Consider the following 16,597-nt stretch of genomic DNA (forward strand, 5'->3'; position numbering starts at 1 on the left):
TCAAGGAGGATTTGTGGCTGGACATACCACTCATTTGCAGGACCATCACGCGATTGAGCAGCAGACGCTGAGGCACAGCCCGTTGCTCGCAAAGCTGCAGGAGGCGGGGCGATTCAATATTCACGCCCAGGAGAACCGGCTGTTCCTACCCGCAAATCCTGCCTATGCAGATGCGATGGGCATTACGCCGCACAGTGGCGGACCGTTGGGTGAATACCAGAACGGAATGATTCGGCGCTTGAATGAAATTCAGAGAACGCGAGACGGTAAGGCCGCGCTGCTGAATGACTCTTACGCCCTCGATAGAGTGATGGCACGTGTAGAAGCACTGCGAGACACCATCAAGGTCGGGTTGATCAACGGCGATCTCAACACGAATACTCCGCTGGGAAGCACGCCTGCGATCACGAACAAACGGATCCGGGATTTTTTTGACGGAGTTCCCGAGTACCACCAAGCGCATATCGTTCAGATCCAAGCATTGAAAGGTTTAACTGGGGTCGACCTCGGCTGGGTGGCTGTCACTCATTCCGAAAGTGGTATCGTGACTACGCTCAATAGAATCGAGTATGACGCCAAGCCATTGACTCGCGGTGGAAATATTGAGTTGCAGCGAAGCGGCCTGTCGCTTGCCATTTCCAATGCCCACCATGGTGGCCGAGCTGTTCTGACAGAGCCGGGTATCCAGACGGTCGAGCGCGTCTTGGGCGAAGATGCGGCCTATCGGATCCGTGCGCCCGGCATGCAGCAGGGGCAGGTCACAATGGACCTCCTCCTCGGCGAAGCCTCCACCAGCCAACTTATCCGCTCCGGTGGCCTGCTCGCCTCCGGCGCCGACGCTGTCATCACCGCCCGTCGCACCTCGCAGCTGCTGGAAGAGGGCAACGGTACCGCCGCCCAGTCCGAGCTCACCCATGCCCTGGCGCGCAATGGCGGTGGCTGGATCGGTGGCGTGGCCACCGCGTCGGTGATTGGCACGTCGAGTTTCGTCCCCGCGGCCATCGTCGCGGGCGATGCGCTGCTGATGAGCAAGGCGTTCGACAAGGGCGCCGATCTGCTCGACAACCGCACCGTCTACCGGCAGACCGACAAGGCCGATGTCACATGGCAGTTCGATGGCCGCAACTGGCAGCGCCAGGCGGTCATGGACAGCGCAGGCGACGGCCTGGGCAATCCGGCTGAGCGCAGCGTGGGCGCCAGTTACGAGAAGGCCCGCGAGCTGGGCGCATACGCCCATGTAAACGCGGTAGAGCTGGCGCTGGGCAAGGCGCCGCCGCCGCAGGATCCTTTCAGCATCCCGGCGAAGGATGGCGAGAGCCGTCTGGACAACCCCAACTGGCGCCGCGATGCGCAGACCGAACAGTGGACGCGGCAGGTCAAGATTGGCGTGTCCGGTGCCAACGACCGGGGGGTGTATGAGACGCAGACCGCCAGCCCCGAACGCGCCAACGAGTTGAATCGTGAGGCGGTGCAGCGCATCGAGAACAACATCGCCAACGGCAAAGTCGCCATTGCCGCCAGCTACCTGGAGACCTACGCCGCTACCCGCGCCAGCGACTTCGTGCCGCTGGTGCCGGAAGCGGTGGAGCAGGCGCGTGCCAGGCCCGACGCCATCCAGGGCTCGGACAACCAGCTTTACCAGCGCGATGACGCAGGACAATGGCACCACGCTGGCCAGATCGCGCAGGGCAACATGGCGCTGGAGTTGGAGCTGACCCGCACCATCCAGCAGCCGTCGCTCGATCAGTTCAACCAGACTATTGCCGCATTGGAATCGCGGCCGCTGCCGTCTGCGGCGGAGGTGAACCAGAACGAGCTGCGCCACAGCTACTACGCTGCGGGCGTCGCGCTGACCCCAGCGTGGGAGCAAGCCATTGCGCTGGCCACGACGCGCACGCGCGAGCAGCACGGCATTACGGGTCCCACGCTGCAGGAACTGGGGCCTGTAGCCGAGGGCAACGCGGGCGCCTCTCGGCCCATCACCCATTACCAGGTAGGCCAGGATGGCGTGGCACGCGCCGTCGCAACGACCAGTACGCAGGAGCTGCAGGCCGCATGGAATGAGGTGCGCGCGCGTGCCAATGAGCAGGCGCCGGTGCCGGAATCACCCGAGCTGCGCATTGCCGCGCTGTCGGCGGGTGAGCAGGAGGCGTACCGGCAGGCACTGCAGGAGGCCAATCGGCTGGGTGCTGCGCAGGTGGATGCAGGGCAGGCTGCACGAGCAGCCGCGCAGGTGGCACATGGCGACAAGCCATCCGAGCAGGATGGGAACGTGGAAGTGCGGCCTGAAGAGCCGGCGACTGCGCAACCCATCGCGCCTGCGACGGTTGTGGCGGCGCCGCCCGCGGTAGCGGTCACGCCACCGCCTACGCCTGCGGCACAGGACAAGCCCGCGCCTCAGCGGCACGCCGAGCAGCGCGATCCGCCGCGGCGTGAGGCGGAGCCCCAACCTCAGCCCCATCCAAACAGCGAGGCGCCCACCGAAAACCGTACCGCCTCACAGACGCCGGAGCCCGCTGGGCCGATGCAGGCGCACCCGGTCGAATCCGAGCGTGCGACGCCACACTCTGCCGCGCCTCTGGCAGCGGCAACGCAGACGGTGCCCACGCAGCGCACAGAGCAGGCAGCGGAACCGGAGAAGATGGCCCCGATGCCTGCGGTTGCGCCCACTCCAAAGCAGGACATGGCAGTGCAGGAGGTGGAACCGGTGCCGTTCAAGGAGCCGCTGCCTGCTGAGCCTGCGCGCGATCCATGGCCTTTGGAGCAGGAAGCGGCACAACACGTGTCAGAGCCCGAACCGGCTCCATCGGATGACCTCCGGCCCGTCACTGCGGCTGTCACTGTTCCTGCCGCGCCCACGATAGTGCCAAGCCCCGAGCCAGCCGCGCCCGCACCGGATGAGGCATCGGGCTCGAACCGGGCGCTGCAGGACCTCACGCAGCCCGGCCACCCCGATCACGCGCTGTATCAGCAGATCCGCGAGGGCGTGGAAGCGCTGGACGCCAAGCACGGCCGCAGCTTCGACGAAGTCAGCGAACGCATGACGGCCAGCCTTCTGGTACTGGCCAAGGATAACGACCTGGAACGGGTGGACCATGTGCTGGTGAGCAACGCCACGCGTGAACACCCGGCTGGGCACACGCTGTTCGTGGTGCAGGGCGAGCCAAGCAATCCGGCGCATCAGCGCGCTGCGATGCCGACCGAGATGGCGGCGCAGACATCGGTGGAGGAATCACTGCAGCAGTTCGATGCGGTCAGCCGTGAAGCGCATCAGCGTGCGCTTGCCAATCAGATGGACCAGCAGCTGGAAGATCAGCGGGTGCAGCACGAGATACAGATTCGTGCGGCGAATATGTGATGAGCAAGGCACGCGCTGCACTGGCGACCTGCAGGAAGGACTGAAGATGACGCCACATGGCAATCTTCCGATAGCGGGGGATCGTATTCATCTGTCTCCCCCTCCGAACTGGACCGCGTAGACGCAGGTTCTCGCTGTATCACCTTCATCGGAACGATAGGTCAACAGGCTGGTATCCATACCCTGGTTACCGCCGGTGATGGGGCGCCGGTACTGCCTGATGCCCCCTCTCTGGAATGGCGCTTCTCCTCCGGTCCTGTATCCGAGGGCTTCGAGCGCTTGTCCGGCCCTTTCGGCTTCCCAGTAGCACACGCCATTCGGAGCATCTGTCACTGGCTGCTTGCCCAGCTGATAGAAGATCACCTCTTGGTTGGGGAACTCACGTGCAGACTCAACCGACAGATAAGACGCCGCATAGTTGTAGCCGTCCGTCGTTGCCAGGTCCTTTGCGATGTGCCTGATGCTGACCTTTTCGTCTGGCACGAGCGAGACACCTATCGCCGTGCCGAACTTGTCCGGACTGATATCCGCCCGTGACCTGAGCGAATCCGCATAGGCGAGAATCCGCTTCTGCAGGTCGGTCATGGAGATGCGGGCAGGGTGCGCATCTGCGGCAGCGGCACGTTCATTGAGGGCAGACGTATCCGGCGATCGCGCACATGCAGACGTCAGAGTAAGCATGGCCGATAGTCCGGAAATTGCGCCAGCGCGAGCTAGATGCGACATCACATGACGCGGAAGCAGTAGAGGCCGCCAAGCCGAGATCGCGGGAAGCGAGGCTAGCGCCCCTTGGATTGCGGTGCCCATCGGCAAGTCCCTTGCAGTGGAGAGGTCACTATACGGGGCAGACCCCGAGTGACTCTACCGGCGGGGTATTGATCGCCCACGTTTGCTGGCTGGTTCACACATTCAGCATGTCAGCCGTGGCCCCAGCTTTGTCCTCCACCTGCCCCCCATCCCACCTATGCCATCATCCAGCCAGGACCGCAGCACCCATCAAGGCTGAACAGGCATGGAGCAGGCAACACGCTACACCGCAACCCTTTATCTGGCCGCACCCGGCACCCCACTGAAAAGTGGAGGCATCTCGCCGCGCGGCCACATGTACCTGCAGGTCGCTGCAGACGACGAGGCCCACAGCTACGGCTTCGCACCACCGCGCCACGCGCCGGGCGAAGCCCCCACCGGCGTGCAGTACGCGCAGGTGCGCCACGACGATGCCGATGAGCATCTGGACCCGTACTACAGCCGCACCCTGGAAATCACCGAAGAGCATTACGGCTGCCTGCGCGACTTCGCCGAAGAACCGGCCGAGTTCGAATTCGATGTGGATCGCCCGGCCACCATCAACCGCTGCAGCGATTTCGTCTGGGCAGCGCTGCACTACGCCGGCCTGCATCCGCTGCCGGCGCCGCTGGATGGCGGCAGCAATCTGGGCGAGTTCGCGGTGCTGTTCAACCTGCCGGAAATCCAGTGCATTGCGGCGCCGTTCCCGGGCAGCGATCTGAATGCTGAAGCCCACCATGCGATGCCCGAGCGCGAGGCCGAGCATCATCGCCAGGGCGACCGCGCCAGCGATGAGCCGCCACCGACCCCGATTGAAGTGGCCGGCACGCTGCTGGATCCCTCGCATCCAGACCATCGCCTGTTCTCGCAGCTGATCCAGAAGGTGGCCGAGCTGGATGCCGCGCACGGCCGCCCGTTCGATGCGGCCAGCCAGCGCATCAGCGCCAGCCTGCTGGTGCTGGCCAAGCAGAACAATCTCTCGCGCGTGGACCACGTGCTGCTCAGCCAGCCGACGAAGAGCAGCCATGCGGCGGAGAGCATCTTCATCGTGCAGGGCGACCGCAACGACCCGGGGCACCGCCGCGCCAGCATCGCCACTGAAGTGGCGGCCAAGACAGATGTGGCCGATTCGCTGCGGTTGAAGGAGCAGTAATCCGCGCGCCTGCCATACGCGCGCCGGCGCACGCCACGCCCCCCACCTGCTACCATTCCCCCGCAACCCCAGCCAGCCCACCCGCGCAGACAGATGCAGGTCGGGCCGTCGCAGTACGGCCCAGCGAGCCAGGACACCTTCCCGTGCCCATTCAAGGACGCTCGCATGTTCCGTAATCCTCTCTTCCGCTCGGCCGCCCTGGCCGTTGCCGTTTCGCTCAGCCTCGGCGCGCCCTCCGCGTTTGCCGACAACGCACCCGCCGCCAGTGTCACCGCCGCCGTACAGCGCCAGGCCGTGGCCAAGGGCCTGTACGAGCTGGCCTACAGCCCGAAGCAGAACGCCGTGTTCGTGGCCTCGTCCGGTGGCTTCGGCGATGACGCCGGCCCGGCCCAGGTGCTGCGCCTGAACCCGTCCACGCTGGCTGTGGAAACCCGCATTCCGCTGGAGCGCAAAGCCTTCGGCGTGGTGCTGGATGACGCCCACGACCGCCTGTACGTGGGCAACACCGTGGACCTGTCGGTGACCGTGGTCGACACCGCGCAGAACAAGGCCGTCGGCACCATCCAGCTGATGGAGAAGAAGACCGGCAAGGACGGCAAGGCCGCCTACACCCACGACCTGCGCGAGCTGGTGGTCGACAGCGCGGCCAACCGCCTGTACGTGACCGGCCACAGCAGCCAGCCGGACGTGAGCAGTGTGCTGTTCGTGATCGATACCACCACGCTGAAGGTGATCAACACCATCGACGGCCTGGGCAATGCCAAGGCGCCGGGCCTGGCGCTGGATGCGGCCAACAAGCGCGTCTACACCAGCAACCTGCTGGCCGACCTGGTGGTGGTGGGCACCGATTCGAACAAGGTGGTGGCGCAGCACAAGATCGCCGCCGAGCAGCCGATGAACATCGCGCTGGACCCGGCCGGCAAGCGCCTGTTCGTAACCGACCAGGGCTCGGAATTCCTGCGTGGCTACCAGGCCAAGAGCAGTGGCCTGGTCAGCAAGCATCCGGGCCAGCGCGTGCTGGTGCTGGACCGCAGCACCGGCAAGGAACTGGCCAGCATCCCGACCGACGCCGGCCCGCTGGGTATCCTACTGGATGCACCGCGCAAGCGCCTGTACGTGACCAACCGCGAAGCCGGTACGGTGACCGCGTACAACAGTGACAGCTACCAGAAGGTGGCGACCTACAAGGTGCCGACCCACCCGAACAGCCTGGCGCTGGATGCGAAGAACAACGTGTTGTTCGTGAGCATCAAGAACGGCGAGAAGGACGACAAGGGCGCCGACGAGAGCGTGGCGCGCATCCAGCTGTAATGGGGTGACGCCGGGGCACGCCCGGCGGCGAGCCGCGTGAAGAAGGCAGGGTGAAGACCCTGCCTTTTTCATTGGCCGGTTGCGGCGCCAGCAGCCGGCGGCTAGGGTTGAACCCCATGGCAGGGAGCCAAAGGATCTGAATCATGCTGGGTATCCACCGCTGGCTGCGTGCCGGCCTGATCTTCACGCTGGCGGGCGCACTCGGCGCCTGCAGCAGCCGCGTACCGGATGCGCTGGAGCCACTGGATCTGGTCAAGCCAATTGTCGTTGCCGAGCCTGGCCAGGTGGTGCGGTTCGAGTTCGAGACGAATGCCCGCAACTTCCAGCTGGGTCGCACGTATGCGCTGGAGCTGGAGTTGCAGCGCCAAGGGACACGAAGGCCGGACGAGCCTGACGTGGGCACATCAAGGGTCCCGTTCGAGGTGACCCTGCAGCAATGGGGCACTGATGCCTGGAAGGATGTTCCCACCTACGACAGCTATCAGGCCGGGGTGCTCAATGCAGGTGAACAGCTTCCGGAATGGCATGCATCCAGCGAATGGCGGTATACGTCGCCGCACATGGGCAGTGACGGCCAATACACGCTGAGTCTGGTTGCTCTGCCACTGGAGCCTGATACCCGCTATCGCGTACAGGTTCGCACTGCGCAGGCCTCGCCGGAACTGCAGCACTACTCGGCTCAGTTGCGGGTACACGCAGCCCGGCCGCCAGGCAAGTAATCAACCTTACCACTGGAAGGAACGAAGGAATCACCTTATGGACAAGCCGCGCTATACCGTAGAGATCGTTATTGCTGCACCTGGCACACCGCTGATCGACCCCAGGACGCACAAGCAGGCCGTCGACGCTGAGGGTGTTCCGCAGACGTCCGCCCCAGGACATATGTTCTACGTCCTGCATGCACCCGGCGTGCCTGCGAAGAGCTATGGATTTGCTCCCAAGGAGCACGGAAGCATGAATGGTCCTGGCGCCATCATGGAGGATGACGCAACGGTCTATAGAGACCCGCGCTACACCCGTACCCTCGAGATCAGCGAAGATCAGTACAGGAAGCTCCAGCAGTTCGGCTCGGACCCGGAGAAATTCGGTTTCAGCAAGCACTATCAGGATGTTCGCCACAACTGCGTGGACTTCACTTGGGAAGCGCTGAATCACGCGGGCATCCAGCGGAAAAGCAGCATCGACGTGAACGCGTTGGGAGGTCCCGCCGGCCAGCTTCTTCCGGATGTTCGCATTCCTCTTGACATCAAGGGGGCAGGCAAGGATGCATTCCGACCGCTGCGCAACATCCACGGTGTGGACAGCATTGATCCGCCGTTTCCGGACAGCGAGCTCAACCAGAGGAAAACCAATCCCCTGCCGGAGCGCAGTCTCAAGCAACACATGCTGAGTGATGCTGAGAGCATGGGCGAACGAAGCGGTGATCGTCTGGCCTGGCACAGCAACGATCCGCTGCTCTCGCAGATCAACCAGGGCGTGGCCCGGCTCGATGCAGAGCGGGGCCGCGACTTCGATGCCACCAGCGAGAACATCAGTGCCAGCCTGTACGCGCTGGCCAAAGCCAATGGCCTGACCCAGGTTGACCATGTGCTGTTGAGCGATCGCACTGCGCAGGCCGATGTGGCGCAGAGCATCTTCATCGTCCAGGGGGAGCGCAACGACCCGGCACAGCTGCGGGCCAGCATGCCAACGGCGGTAGCCGCGCAGACACCGGCAGAAATCTCCTTCGAGCGCGCTGAGCAGCTGTCACAGTCGGGGCAGGCGCGCTCGCAGGATGAGCTGCAGCAGCGCCAGGTGCAGGAGCAGTCCGGGCCTCGCATGGCGTAGGGCGGCAAGCGTACGGCGAGCCGACGTTCTCGCGCTGGGCCGCCAGTAACGCCGGAGCCGGCTCAGCCCAGGCGGTGTGCCGGGTTCTGCTGTTGTTCCTGCTCACGGGCCTGCTGTTCGGGCGGCTGCCCCATGGCCGGCTGCTGCGGGGCAATGCCGAGCTTCTGCATCGACTGCTCCACCGGCGTCTGCGCGGCCACTGCGGTCGGCATCATCGCCCGCAGGTGAGCCGGATTGGCCGGGTCGCCCTGTACCACGAAGATGTTGTGTCCCGCCGGCTGGTTGGCCGTGGCATGGCTGACCAGCACGTGGTCGACCTGCTGCAGGCCCTGCTCGCGGGCCAGCACGGTCAGGCTGGCGGTCAGGCGCTCGCTGGTCTGGTCGAACGGACGGCCATGCTGCGCGTCCAGGGCGGCCACGCCCTGGCGGATCTGCTGGTTGAGGCTGTACTCGGGATGGTTGGGGGTGATCTCTGCCATGGGGCGATCTGCAGCGGTAGGTCGTGATGGACCTGGGCAGTATAGAACCGGCCCGTGAACCACCGCATCGTGGCGATCAGTCTGCCGGCCGATGGTCGTAGCTGATCACCCGCTCGGCCAGCCAGCGCCCGTCCACGCGGCGCCAGACCTGGATGAAACGGGCCTGGCCGGTCCAGTGCTCGACACCCTTTGCATCGCGCTCGTGGAAGCGGTGGTCGCCGATTTCCAGGGCGCGATCGTCGTGCAGCGGAAACACCTGCAGCGAGCTTTCCACCAGCTCGCGGCGCAGATGGGTGCGGTTGGCGCGGGTGCTCTCGCACAGGGCGGCCACGCTGCGGCGGAAGTCGTCACGCTTGCTGGCGGACTTGCCCGCCTTGTCATGGAAGAACTCCATGTCTTCAGTGGTCATGGTCGCGGCCTTGTCGGCATCGCAGTCGTCGAATGCGGCGGCGAACAGCTGCGCGTCGGCCTGGTGGATCTGCTCGCGCAGGTCATCGGAGGGCGCGGGTGCGGCGGCGAGGCCGGCGGCCAGCAGGGGTAGGGTGAGCAGCAGCATGGCGAGGCTCCAGGGCGGGATTCATGCAGGCTCGCACGGCGCTCCGAGGGCCGCAGCCGCCCTGCGACGAAACGGGATTTCCAGGGAGTGAATGCCCGCATCGGTGGATTGGCCGGGGGGCGTGCCCTGTGCAGGCGGTGTCATGGCGGCCGGCGATTCCATCACGGTCGCGATAGGGGCCGGCCCATAGCCTGAAATCCTCCCCTCCCACAGGAGCTCCCATGCCTGCTTCCCGCGTCCGCCTGCACGTTGAAGACACCGGTGGCGACGGCCGCCCGGTCATTCTGATTCACGGTTGGCCGCTATCCGCCGACGCATGGAAGACGCAGGTGTCGATCCTGCGCGACGCCCAACACCGGGTGATCAGCTACGACCGGCGTGGCTTCGGCCGTTCTGACAAGCCGGCAGAAGGTTACGACTACGACACGCTGGCGGCGGATCTGGCCGGGGTGATCGAGGAACGTGACCTGCGCGACGTCACCTTGGTCGGCTTCTCGATGGGCGGTGGCGAGGTAGCGCGTTACGTGGCCAACCATGGCCAGGAACGCCTGCACAGTGTGGTGTTTGCAGCAGCGGTACCGCCGTTCCTGCTACGCAGCGACGACAACCCGGACGGCCCGCTGACCCAGGACAAGGCTGACGAAATGCGCAGTGGTCTGGAGAAAGATCGCGAGGCGTTCTTCGATGGCTTCACCCGCGATTTCTTCAGCGCCAACGGCCAGTTGATGGTGACCGAAGAGACGCGTCAGGCGGCCATCGCGCTGTGCCATCAATCCGACCAGACGGCGGCGCTGGGTTGCATGCACGCGTTCGCGACTACCGACTTCCGCGACGATCTGAAGAAGATCACGGTGCCAACCCTGATCCTGCACGGCGACAGCGACGCCATCGTGCCGTTCGAAGGTTCCGGGCAGCGAACGCATCAGGCGATTGCGGGCAGCGAGGTGGTGATCCTGGAAGGTGCGCCGCATGGCTGCAACACGAGCCACGCCGATCACTTCAATCTGGCGCTGCTGAACTTCCTGAAGCGGTAAGCTGCGGCCATGCGTGAGCCGAAGACACCCCCGTGGAAGAAGCCCAATCCCAAGGGCCAGGTCTCGCAGCCGCTGTCACCTGCGCAGAAAGAGGCGGCGCGGCAGCGTGCGGAAGAGAACGGGCGGCGCTACCCGAACCTGGTCGACAACATGTGGGCCGCGAAGCTGCCGCGGGGATCCTGATCTGTAGAGCCGAGCCATGCTCGGCTCCGCACTGCGTCCATCCACGCATGGCGTGGATCTACTGCAACAGCAGCCTGGCCTGGGCCCGGCGCTACGTGTAGTGCCGAGCCATGCTGGGCTTGCGCGCTCGGCTCTACCGTTCGGCCAGCGGTTTCCAGCCGGGTTCCCGCCAGGGTGAGATCTCGCTCTGGCGGACGGTGATTGCCTCCGTCGGCAGCCCAGCCAGGCGCGCAAGCTCCGCACGCATCACGTCGCCGTCCACAGGCACGGGCGTAGCCACCTGCAGCCGATCACCATGATGCCTTACCTGCACCGGCAGCGTTGCATGCGCCTGATGCTCGCCGCCGGTGCGCCCGATCGGGTAGCGCAGGGTTACAGGCCGCGACAACTGCGCCAGTGTGGGCTGCCACGCCTGCAGCACAAGCGTCTGCCTTGCAGCGGGAACGTGCACTTCAGCAATGGTGGCCGGGTAGCCGGCAAGGCTCTCGACCATCACCTGGAAGCGCGCGCCATCCGGCATGACCAGTACGGCGGCGATCAGTGCGCAGAGCGAAACGAAAGCTGCCGCGAGGTTCCAGCTTCGCGGCACCGTAGCCGGGCGAGTCGCGTTGCGCAGCCCCGGTTTGCGCCGCAGCTTGCGCCTGTAGATGCGTCGATCCTTCCTGCGTGGGCTGCTGCTGTGTTCGGGAAGGTTCAATGGAACGCGGGGAAGGCGTGCCACGCGAGCCTTGATCAGGCGCGACAGCAGCATCCAGGCCAGCACGAACGCCAGCAACGGAAACAGCGTCCGCACCCACAGATACAGCGTGACCATCCACGACACCTCGACATACGACCATCCATGCTCATCCACATCCTACCGGGGCGGACGTGGGCTGTCGTATCCGCCCGCCGACAACCAGGGAACGCTTGGTTAGGATGGTTTTTTGTTGTCATGGATGAACCGATGGCCTCTGCTGCTACCCGCTTCTGCCGTATCTGTGGTCCTGGCCCGATCCTGCTGGTACTGCAGGTAGTGGCACTGCTGGCGGTTGCGCTGGCCGCAGGTTTCTTCCACTACCGCGTGGGACTGCTGCTGGAGCCGGTGGATGAAGCCTGTGGTGGCCCCGATCCTGCCGCGCGCATGCAGGTGGCCGAACAGCTGCTGGCGCGCTCCACGGCGTTGGCGCCGTGGCAGCCGCTGCAGTGGATCCCCATGGCCGGTGTGGTGCTGGCTCTGCTCGGCGCGATGTCGATCAGCCTCTACCGGTTGGGGCGCCTGCCGGGACGCCTGCGGCGGGCCAACTGGGGATTGATGGCGCTGCATGCCGCGATCCTGGCGCTGGCCGCCAGGGCACTGCATCTGTACGACATGGCATGGACCAGCGTGGCCAAGCTTTCCCCAACGACATGCCTGGTGGAACTGGGCGAACAGGGCCGGCTGCCGTTGGCGCAGGCACAGCGTGTGGTGTTCGAGATCCTCACCCATGAGCACGCGCCGCTGCTGCGTAATCCCGATGATCTGGCGCTGGTGTTGGCCGCGTTGATGCTGATGGCGATGGCCGCGGGATTCATGCTGTGGCGGGCAATCGTGCGTGAGCGCCAGGCGCAGCCGTCCAGCCCATAGTGGGTGTGTGACCGGCCGCGCACCCGTAATCGCGCTAGAGTCGCCACTTCGTCCCTGCAAGGAAGTGCTGATGCGTTGGTTGCTGCGTACTGTGCCGTTGCTGCTGTGCTCGCTGGCGGTACACGCCGCCGAGGTGGACCGCCGGATTGCGGTGACCATCGACGACCTGCCATGGGCGCGGGTGGACGAGATCGTGCCGCCGGACCTGCAGGCACGGCATGAGGCATTGATGGACCAGCTGCGCCAGGCGGGCGTGCCGGTGGTCGGTTTCGTCAACGAGAACAAGCTGGAGGTAGACGGGCAGGTGAAGGCGGCGCGGGTGCAGATGCTGCGCGATTGGCTGGACGCCGGTTATGAGCTTGGCAACCACACGTACTCGCACATGGATCTGAATGCCAAGGGCGTACCTGCGTTCCAGCAGGATTTCCTGCACGGCGAGACGGTGCTGCGGCCGCTGCTGGCCGAGCGCGGCCTGAAACCGCAGTGGATGCGCCATCCCTACCTGCGGGCTGGGCGCACGCCGGAAGAGCGCGCGGAGATGGACGCGTTCTTCCAGGAACACGGCTACCGCGTGGCGCCGGTCACCGTCGACAACGGCGAGTGGGTGTGGGCGTTCGCCTATGCCAACGTGATGAACGAGCAGCCCGATTCCCCGGCACGCGAGGCGACGTTGGCGCAGCTGCGCAAGGGCTACGTGCCCTACATGCTGAACAAGCTGGACTACTACGAGAAACAGTCGCAGGCGCTGCTGGGCCATGCGCTTCCACAAGTGTGGCTGATGCATGCCAACGAACTCAACGCGGCGACGTTCGCCGAACTGGTGGCCGCGACGAAGCGGCGTGGCTATCGCTTCATTTCGCTGGACGAGGCGATGCGTGACCCAGCCTATGCACGTGGGGCCGAGGGCTACAACGGTCGCTACGGCCCGAGCTGGCTGCACCGCTGGGCGATGGCGGAGAAGAAGCCGAAGGACTTCTATGCCGGTGAGCCGGTGGTGCCGGCGTGGGTGATGAAGCTGGCGAAAGTGGACTCGGAATGAAGCTCAGCGCTTGACGGCCAGCACGCCGTCAAGCGCCAGCTCGGCCTTGAAGCCAGCCTTTTCCAGGCGTTTGGCCACTTCGCGCGGCACGTCGCGACCGCTGGTCAGCTTGTTCGGCGCGCCGGTGTAATGGAACAGCCGGCCGCCCTTGCGGATGACGCGGGCGAGGTGGTCGTAGAACACCTGCGAGTACAACTCGCCGGCAATGCCGAAGCGCGGCGGGTCGTGCAGGATCGCGTCGACACTGTTGCTGGCCAGCTGTTCGATCTGCTGCGAGACATCGCCGTGGCTGAACTGCAGGCGGCCACCGGCGGCCGCCGAGTCAGGGTCCGGCGACCACGGGTTGAGCGTGCGCAGCCACATCACATCGGCGTTCTTCTCGAACGAACGGATCTGGCCGACCCCGGCTTCCAGCGCGCAGGCGGCGAAGTAGCCGAGGCCACCACAGGTATCGAGGATGACCTTGCCGGCCGGGGCGACCAGCTCCACCTTGCGGCGCGCATCCTCGAACGGCGACAGCTTCGAGGTCGGCAGCATCTTGATGCCGTCGATCTCGAAGGTCGGTGCGCCCCATTCGGTCGGCACCAGCTTGATCAGCGAGCCGCTGTAGCGCGAGATCGGCGCGAAGTCCTCGTCATCCCAGTAGTACAGCGTGCGGTCCTTCAGCTTGCCTGGCCACGGGTAGTGCTGGCCACGGAAGTGGAAGCCCTCGGCATCCAGCGCCACGCTGCCCTCGCTGCGGCCGAGGTCGAGCGAGCCCTGCCATTCGGCAGCGCCCTTGTCATGGGCACGGCGCAGGGTATCGGCGCTGTCGCGGGTCAGCAGGGGGCCGGTGTAGTGGGGCACGGCGGGTACCGGGGCGGTTCGGGGGAGGGCATGGTACCGCAGCTGTTGCCGGGGCCAGGTGTGGCTGCTGCAGTAGATCCACGCCAAGCGTGGATGTAGACGGGAGGAGCCGAGCGTGGGTTCGGCGCTACCGCTGGCTGGTGCAGCTGAAGCCGTGCGTGGTTCCTTCTCCTGAAATCATGTTGACGCCACGCGAGGGCTGCATGCCCTGCAGCGCGCACGATCGACGGTGGACCTCCTGGGTTTCCGGTGGCTGCCGATCAAAGTCGTAGCGCAGGCTGCCGTCTTCCTGCAGCAGCCAATGCACGGTAACGCGCTCGTGGCGACCATCACCGAGATCCCAGTCCAGGGTGCGCATGATCAGGGTCTGGCCATCGGGCAGCTGCCGGACTTCGTCATAGGCACCCTGGGTCTTCGGCGCGCTTACCGCAAGCAGCAGAAACAGCAGCATTGGCATCGCTCCTCAAAGAAGACAGGATGCGCCCATATTGCCCTGAGTCGCCATCAGAATCATTGCGTCTTACGGGCACTTCACCGCATACACCGGCCCAGCACCGATCAGCATCAACGCCATGTAGTCACTATCGCTGGCCTTGCCCTTCAACGTCGCGTCCTTGTTGAAGTGGAAGATGCCGAAGCCGCCGGCCATGCGGATCAGCGCGCTGTCGATCTGCTCGGCGTCATCGCGGAAGTAGCGGCTGATCTCGCTGCGGGTGGCCTTGTGCAGGGCATTCGGCTCGCGCTGCCACTGGTCGCCGCGGCTGAAGGAGACGAAGTACTGGCCGCCTTCCCTGTCGATGCGGAAGTCGGCCGGTTTCCGCGCGCCGGTGGCGAAGCAGCCCTGCAACGGATCGGCGCTGAAAGGAAGCCCGGCATCACCACTGCAGGCGGTGAGCAGCAGGAGGGCACCGGGCAGCAGCAGGCGGAGCGTGCGCATGGGATGTCCCTACAGGGGCAGGTGCGGCTAGTGTAGGCAGCATGCGGGCACGGCCCGTACAGAAATTCGGCAAGAACAAAGGGGTTTTCGGATGGCGCAGGGCAAGGCACCGTGGTGCGGCGTGGCCAGTTGGCTGGGGATCGCTGTGGGTTGGGGGGCTGGCACGTTGGCCGCGCAGGCAGCAGTGGCCGCGGGCGGCAATGGCATGGCCGCCGGACTGGGCGTGGGCGTGCTGGGTGCGGCACTGGTCGGCGGCGGCCTGGCAGTGGCCTCGCGCGTGCGGGGCGAGCGTTGGCCGTGGATCGGTATTGCCGGCGCCGTGATCAGTGCGCTGCCGCTGCTGATGTACCTGCTGCGGATGATGTTGAAGCTCTAGGCGGTAGTGCCGGCCGCTGGCCGGCACACGCAGGTCGCGTGCGGCGTTCATGAGGTTGCCGGCCAGCGGCCGGCACTACCCGACGTGGCTTACGCGCTGCGGTGGATCTCCACTGTCACGTGCACCAGCTCCTCATGGATGGCCAGCGCGTTGCGCACGGTATCGGCATCCAGGCTGGCATCGCTGGTGACCACGCTGGCACTGACTGCGTACTTGCCGCGCCCCACCTGCCAGACGTGCAGGTCGGCCAGGCGCGCCGGCCACGGGCCCTGTTCGATCACTTCGCGCACTTCGGCCACCACCGGTGCGTCCATCTGCGCGTCCAGCAGGATGCGGCCGCTGTCGCGCAGCAGGCCTACTGCCCACACCGTGACCAGCACGGCGCCGACCAGGCCCATCACCGGGTCCAGCCAGGTCAGGCCCAGCAGCTTGCCGCCGAGCAGGGCGACGATGGCCAGCACCGACGTGGCGGCGTCGGCCAGAACGTGCACGTAGGCCGAGCGCAGATTCAGGTCGTGACCATGCGCGTGATCGTGGTGCGCGTGTTCATGCCCGTGGTGATCGCCATGGGCGTGCCCATGGTGGTGATGCGCATGCCCCGGGCTGTCGTGCAGCCACCAGGCGCACAGCAGGTTCACCGCCAGGCCGACGACCGCAATGGCAATGGCTTCGTTGTAATGGATCGGTGCCGGCACCCACAGCCGCTCCAGCGACTGCACCGCCATCAGTGCAGCGACACCGAGCAGGGCGATGGCACTGGTATAGCCGGCCAGGATCTCGATTTTCCAGGTACCGAAGGCGAAGCGCGGATCGTGCGCGTAACGGCGTGCACAGCGGTAGGCGAACACCGACAGGCCCAGCGCCAGCGCGTGCGAGCTCATGTGCCAGCCGTCGGCGAGCACGGCCATGGAGTTGAACCACCAGCCGCCAACGATCTCCACCAGCATCATGCTGACGGTGAGCCACATGGCGCGGCGGGTGTTGCGTTCGGCCAGCGGGTTGCCGTCGTCGAAGCGGTGTTCGTGGCGGCGGGCGGCGGCGAGGGCGTCCAGATGCATGGGCAGATCATGGGTGGAAGGATACCCCCATAGGGTATACGATCCCAC

The 16,597-nt window shown here is 65.5% G+C and carries 18 protein-coding genes; 10 read left to right on the top strand and 8 right to left on the bottom strand.

Features of this window, described 5'->3' with window-relative positions; all coding sequences use genetic code 11:
- The first annotated feature begins 13 nt into the window (after positions 1-13).
- Positions 14-3,358, top strand: a complete 3,345-nt coding sequence (locus AC5P88_RS00380) for an XVIPCD domain-containing protein (protein ID WP_495223991.1) — start codon at positions 14-16, stop codon at positions 3,356-3,358.
- An 87-nt stretch (positions 3,359-3,445) separates the two neighbouring features.
- Here AC5P88_RS00380 and AC5P88_RS00385 read toward each other — a convergent pair whose 3' ends face one another.
- On the bottom strand, positions 3,446-3,943 hold the full coding sequence (locus tag AC5P88_RS00385; protein ID WP_495223992.1) for a hypothetical protein: 498 nt from the start codon (positions 3,941-3,943) through the stop codon (positions 3,446-3,448).
- A gap of 427 nt (positions 3,944-4,370) precedes the next feature.
- On the opposite strand from AC5P88_RS00385, the gene AC5P88_RS00390 reads away from it, so the two are divergent.
- From AC5P88_RS00390 to AC5P88_RS00405, 4 genes are all read left to right on the top strand, one after another.
- The gene (locus tag AC5P88_RS00390; RefSeq protein ID WP_197633182.1) at positions 4,371-5,297 is read left to right on the top strand and encodes an XVIPCD domain-containing protein; all 927 of its coding nucleotides are present in this window, start codon (positions 4,371-4,373) and stop codon (positions 5,295-5,297) included.
- Positions 5,298-5,462: 165 nt separating this feature from the next.
- Complete coding sequence (locus AC5P88_RS00395) at positions 5,463-6,608, top strand: YncE family protein (protein ID WP_495223994.1); 1,146 nt, start codon at positions 5,463-5,465, stop codon at positions 6,606-6,608.
- A gap of 143 nt (positions 6,609-6,751) precedes the next feature.
- Positions 6,752-7,327 carry a hypothetical protein gene (locus tag AC5P88_RS00400; RefSeq protein ID WP_099479150.1) on the top strand — a complete coding sequence of 192 codons (576 nt, stop codon included), beginning with the start codon at positions 6,752-6,754 and terminating at the stop codon, positions 7,325-7,327.
- A gap of 37 nt (positions 7,328-7,364) precedes the next feature.
- Positions 7,365-8,435, top strand: coding sequence for an XVIPCD domain-containing protein (locus AC5P88_RS00405; RefSeq protein ID WP_495223996.1), 1,071 nt, complete (start codon positions 7,365-7,367; stop codon positions 8,433-8,435).
- A 62-nt stretch (positions 8,436-8,497) separates the two neighbouring features.
- Here AC5P88_RS00405 and AC5P88_RS00410 read toward each other — a convergent pair whose 3' ends face one another.
- Entirely contained in the window at positions 8,498-8,914 is a 417-nt protein-coding gene (locus AC5P88_RS00410; RefSeq protein ID WP_495223998.1) for an XVIPCD domain-containing protein, read from the bottom strand.
- Between the two features lie 76 nt (positions 8,915-8,990).
- Positions 8,991-9,470: a DUF4440 domain-containing protein gene (locus AC5P88_RS00415; RefSeq protein ID WP_111113728.1), complete on the bottom strand. Its 480-nt coding sequence runs from the start codon at positions 9,468-9,470 to the stop codon at positions 8,991-8,993.
- A 221-nt stretch (positions 9,471-9,691) separates the two neighbouring features.
- Between AC5P88_RS00415 and AC5P88_RS00420 the strand changes: the two genes are divergently transcribed.
- On the top strand, positions 9,692-10,504 hold the full coding sequence (locus AC5P88_RS00420) for an alpha/beta fold hydrolase (RefSeq protein WP_478446603.1): 813 nt from the start codon (positions 9,692-9,694) through the stop codon (positions 10,502-10,504).
- Between the two features lie 9 nt (positions 10,505-10,513).
- Positions 10,514-10,687 (top strand): hypothetical protein, encoded by a 174-nt coding sequence (locus tag AC5P88_RS00425; RefSeq protein WP_478446604.1) that lies wholly within the window; start codon positions 10,514-10,516, stop codon positions 10,685-10,687.
- Between the two features lie 133 nt (positions 10,688-10,820).
- On the opposite strand, the gene AC5P88_RS00430 is transcribed toward AC5P88_RS00425, so the two are convergent.
- Positions 10,821-11,501 (bottom strand): hypothetical protein, encoded by a 681-nt coding sequence (locus AC5P88_RS00430; protein WP_495224000.1) that lies wholly within the window; start codon positions 11,499-11,501, stop codon positions 10,821-10,823.
- A 132-nt stretch (positions 11,502-11,633) separates the two neighbouring features.
- Here AC5P88_RS00430 and AC5P88_RS00435 point away from each other — a divergent pair, with 132 nt between their 5' ends.
- Entirely contained in the window at positions 11,634-12,293 is a 660-nt protein-coding gene (locus tag AC5P88_RS00435) for a hypothetical protein (RefSeq protein WP_495224002.1), read from the top strand.
- Between the two features lie 70 nt (positions 12,294-12,363).
- A complete protein-coding gene (locus AC5P88_RS00440) occupies positions 12,364-13,332 on the top strand; it encodes a polysaccharide deacetylase family protein (protein WP_495224003.1) in 969 nt (322 codons plus the stop codon).
- 3 nt (positions 13,333-13,335) lie between these two features.
- Here AC5P88_RS00440 and AC5P88_RS00445 read toward each other — a convergent pair whose 3' ends face one another.
- From AC5P88_RS00445 to AC5P88_RS00455, 3 genes are all read right to left on the bottom strand, one after another.
- A complete protein-coding gene (locus AC5P88_RS00445; RefSeq protein ID WP_495224004.1) occupies positions 13,336-14,178 on the bottom strand; it encodes a class I SAM-dependent methyltransferase in 843 nt (280 codons plus the stop codon).
- 127 nt (positions 14,179-14,305) lie between these two features.
- Complete coding sequence (locus AC5P88_RS00450; RefSeq protein ID WP_495224006.1) at positions 14,306-14,629, bottom strand: hypothetical protein; 324 nt, start codon at positions 14,627-14,629, stop codon at positions 14,306-14,308.
- 69 nt (positions 14,630-14,698) lie between these two features.
- A complete protein-coding gene (locus AC5P88_RS00455; RefSeq protein WP_049412170.1) occupies positions 14,699-15,115 on the bottom strand; it encodes a hypothetical protein in 417 nt (138 codons plus the stop codon).
- Between the two features lie 91 nt (positions 15,116-15,206).
- On the opposite strand from AC5P88_RS00455, the gene AC5P88_RS00460 reads away from it, so the two are divergent.
- On the top strand, positions 15,207-15,491 hold the full coding sequence (locus AC5P88_RS00460) for a hypothetical protein (protein WP_099560730.1): 285 nt from the start codon (positions 15,207-15,209) through the stop codon (positions 15,489-15,491).
- 89 nt (positions 15,492-15,580) lie between these two features.
- Here AC5P88_RS00460 and dmeF read toward each other — a convergent pair whose 3' ends face one another.
- Complete coding sequence (gene dmeF / locus AC5P88_RS00465) at positions 15,581-16,549, bottom strand: CDF family Co(II)/Ni(II) efflux transporter DmeF (RefSeq protein WP_495224008.1); 969 nt, start codon at positions 16,547-16,549, stop codon at positions 15,581-15,583.
- Between the last annotated feature and the right edge of the window lie 48 nt (positions 16,550-16,597).

Source organism: Stenotrophomonas sp. YJH_SMC_8 (assembly GCF_059371315.1).

Coding starts and splice junctions, on each gene's coding strand:
- dmeF (WP_495224008.1), bottom strand. CDS start 16,549: ATGCATCTGGACGCCCTCGCCGCCGCCCGCCGCCACGAACACCGCTTC.
- AC5P88_RS00440 (WP_495224003.1), top strand. CDS start 12,364: ATGCGTTGGTTGCTGCGTACTGTGCCGTTGCTGCTGTGCTCGCTGGCG.
- AC5P88_RS00390 (WP_197633182.1), top strand. CDS start 4,371: ATGGAGCAGGCAACACGCTACACCGCAACCCTTTATCTGGCCGCACCC.
- AC5P88_RS00425 (WP_478446604.1), top strand. CDS start 10,514: ATGCGTGAGCCGAAGACACCCCCGTGGAAGAAGCCCAATCCCAAGGGC.
- AC5P88_RS00385 (WP_495223992.1), bottom strand. CDS start 3,943: ATGACCGACCTGCAGAAGCGGATTCTCGCCTATGCGGATTCGCTCAGG.
- AC5P88_RS00400 (WP_099479150.1), top strand. CDS start 6,752: ATGCTGGGTATCCACCGCTGGCTGCGTGCCGGCCTGATCTTCACGCTG.
- AC5P88_RS00410 (WP_495223998.1), bottom strand. CDS start 8,914: ATGGCAGAGATCACCCCCAACCATCCCGAGTACAGCCTCAACCAGCAG.
- AC5P88_RS00435 (WP_495224002.1), top strand. CDS start 11,634: ATGGCCTCTGCTGCTACCCGCTTCTGCCGTATCTGTGGTCCTGGCCCG.
- AC5P88_RS00430 (WP_495224000.1), bottom strand. CDS start 11,501: ATGGTCACGCTGTATCTGTGGGTGCGGACGCTGTTTCCGTTGCTGGCG.
- AC5P88_RS00455 (WP_049412170.1), bottom strand. CDS start 15,115: ATGCGCACGCTCCGCCTGCTGCTGCCCGGTGCCCTCCTGCTGCTCACC.
- AC5P88_RS00420 (WP_478446603.1), top strand. CDS start 9,692: ATGCCTGCTTCCCGCGTCCGCCTGCACGTTGAAGACACCGGTGGCGAC.
- AC5P88_RS00415 (WP_111113728.1), bottom strand. CDS start 9,470: ATGCTGCTGCTCACCCTACCCCTGCTGGCCGCCGGCCTCGCCGCCGCA.
- AC5P88_RS00395 (WP_495223994.1), top strand. CDS start 5,463: ATGTTCCGTAATCCTCTCTTCCGCTCGGCCGCCCTGGCCGTTGCCGTT.
- AC5P88_RS00405 (WP_495223996.1), top strand. CDS start 7,365: ATGGACAAGCCGCGCTATACCGTAGAGATCGTTATTGCTGCACCTGGC.
- AC5P88_RS00450 (WP_495224006.1), bottom strand. CDS start 14,629: ATGCTGCTGTTTCTGCTGCTTGCGGTAAGCGCGCCGAAGACCCAGGGT.
- AC5P88_RS00460 (WP_099560730.1), top strand. CDS start 15,207: ATGGCGCAGGGCAAGGCACCGTGGTGCGGCGTGGCCAGTTGGCTGGGG.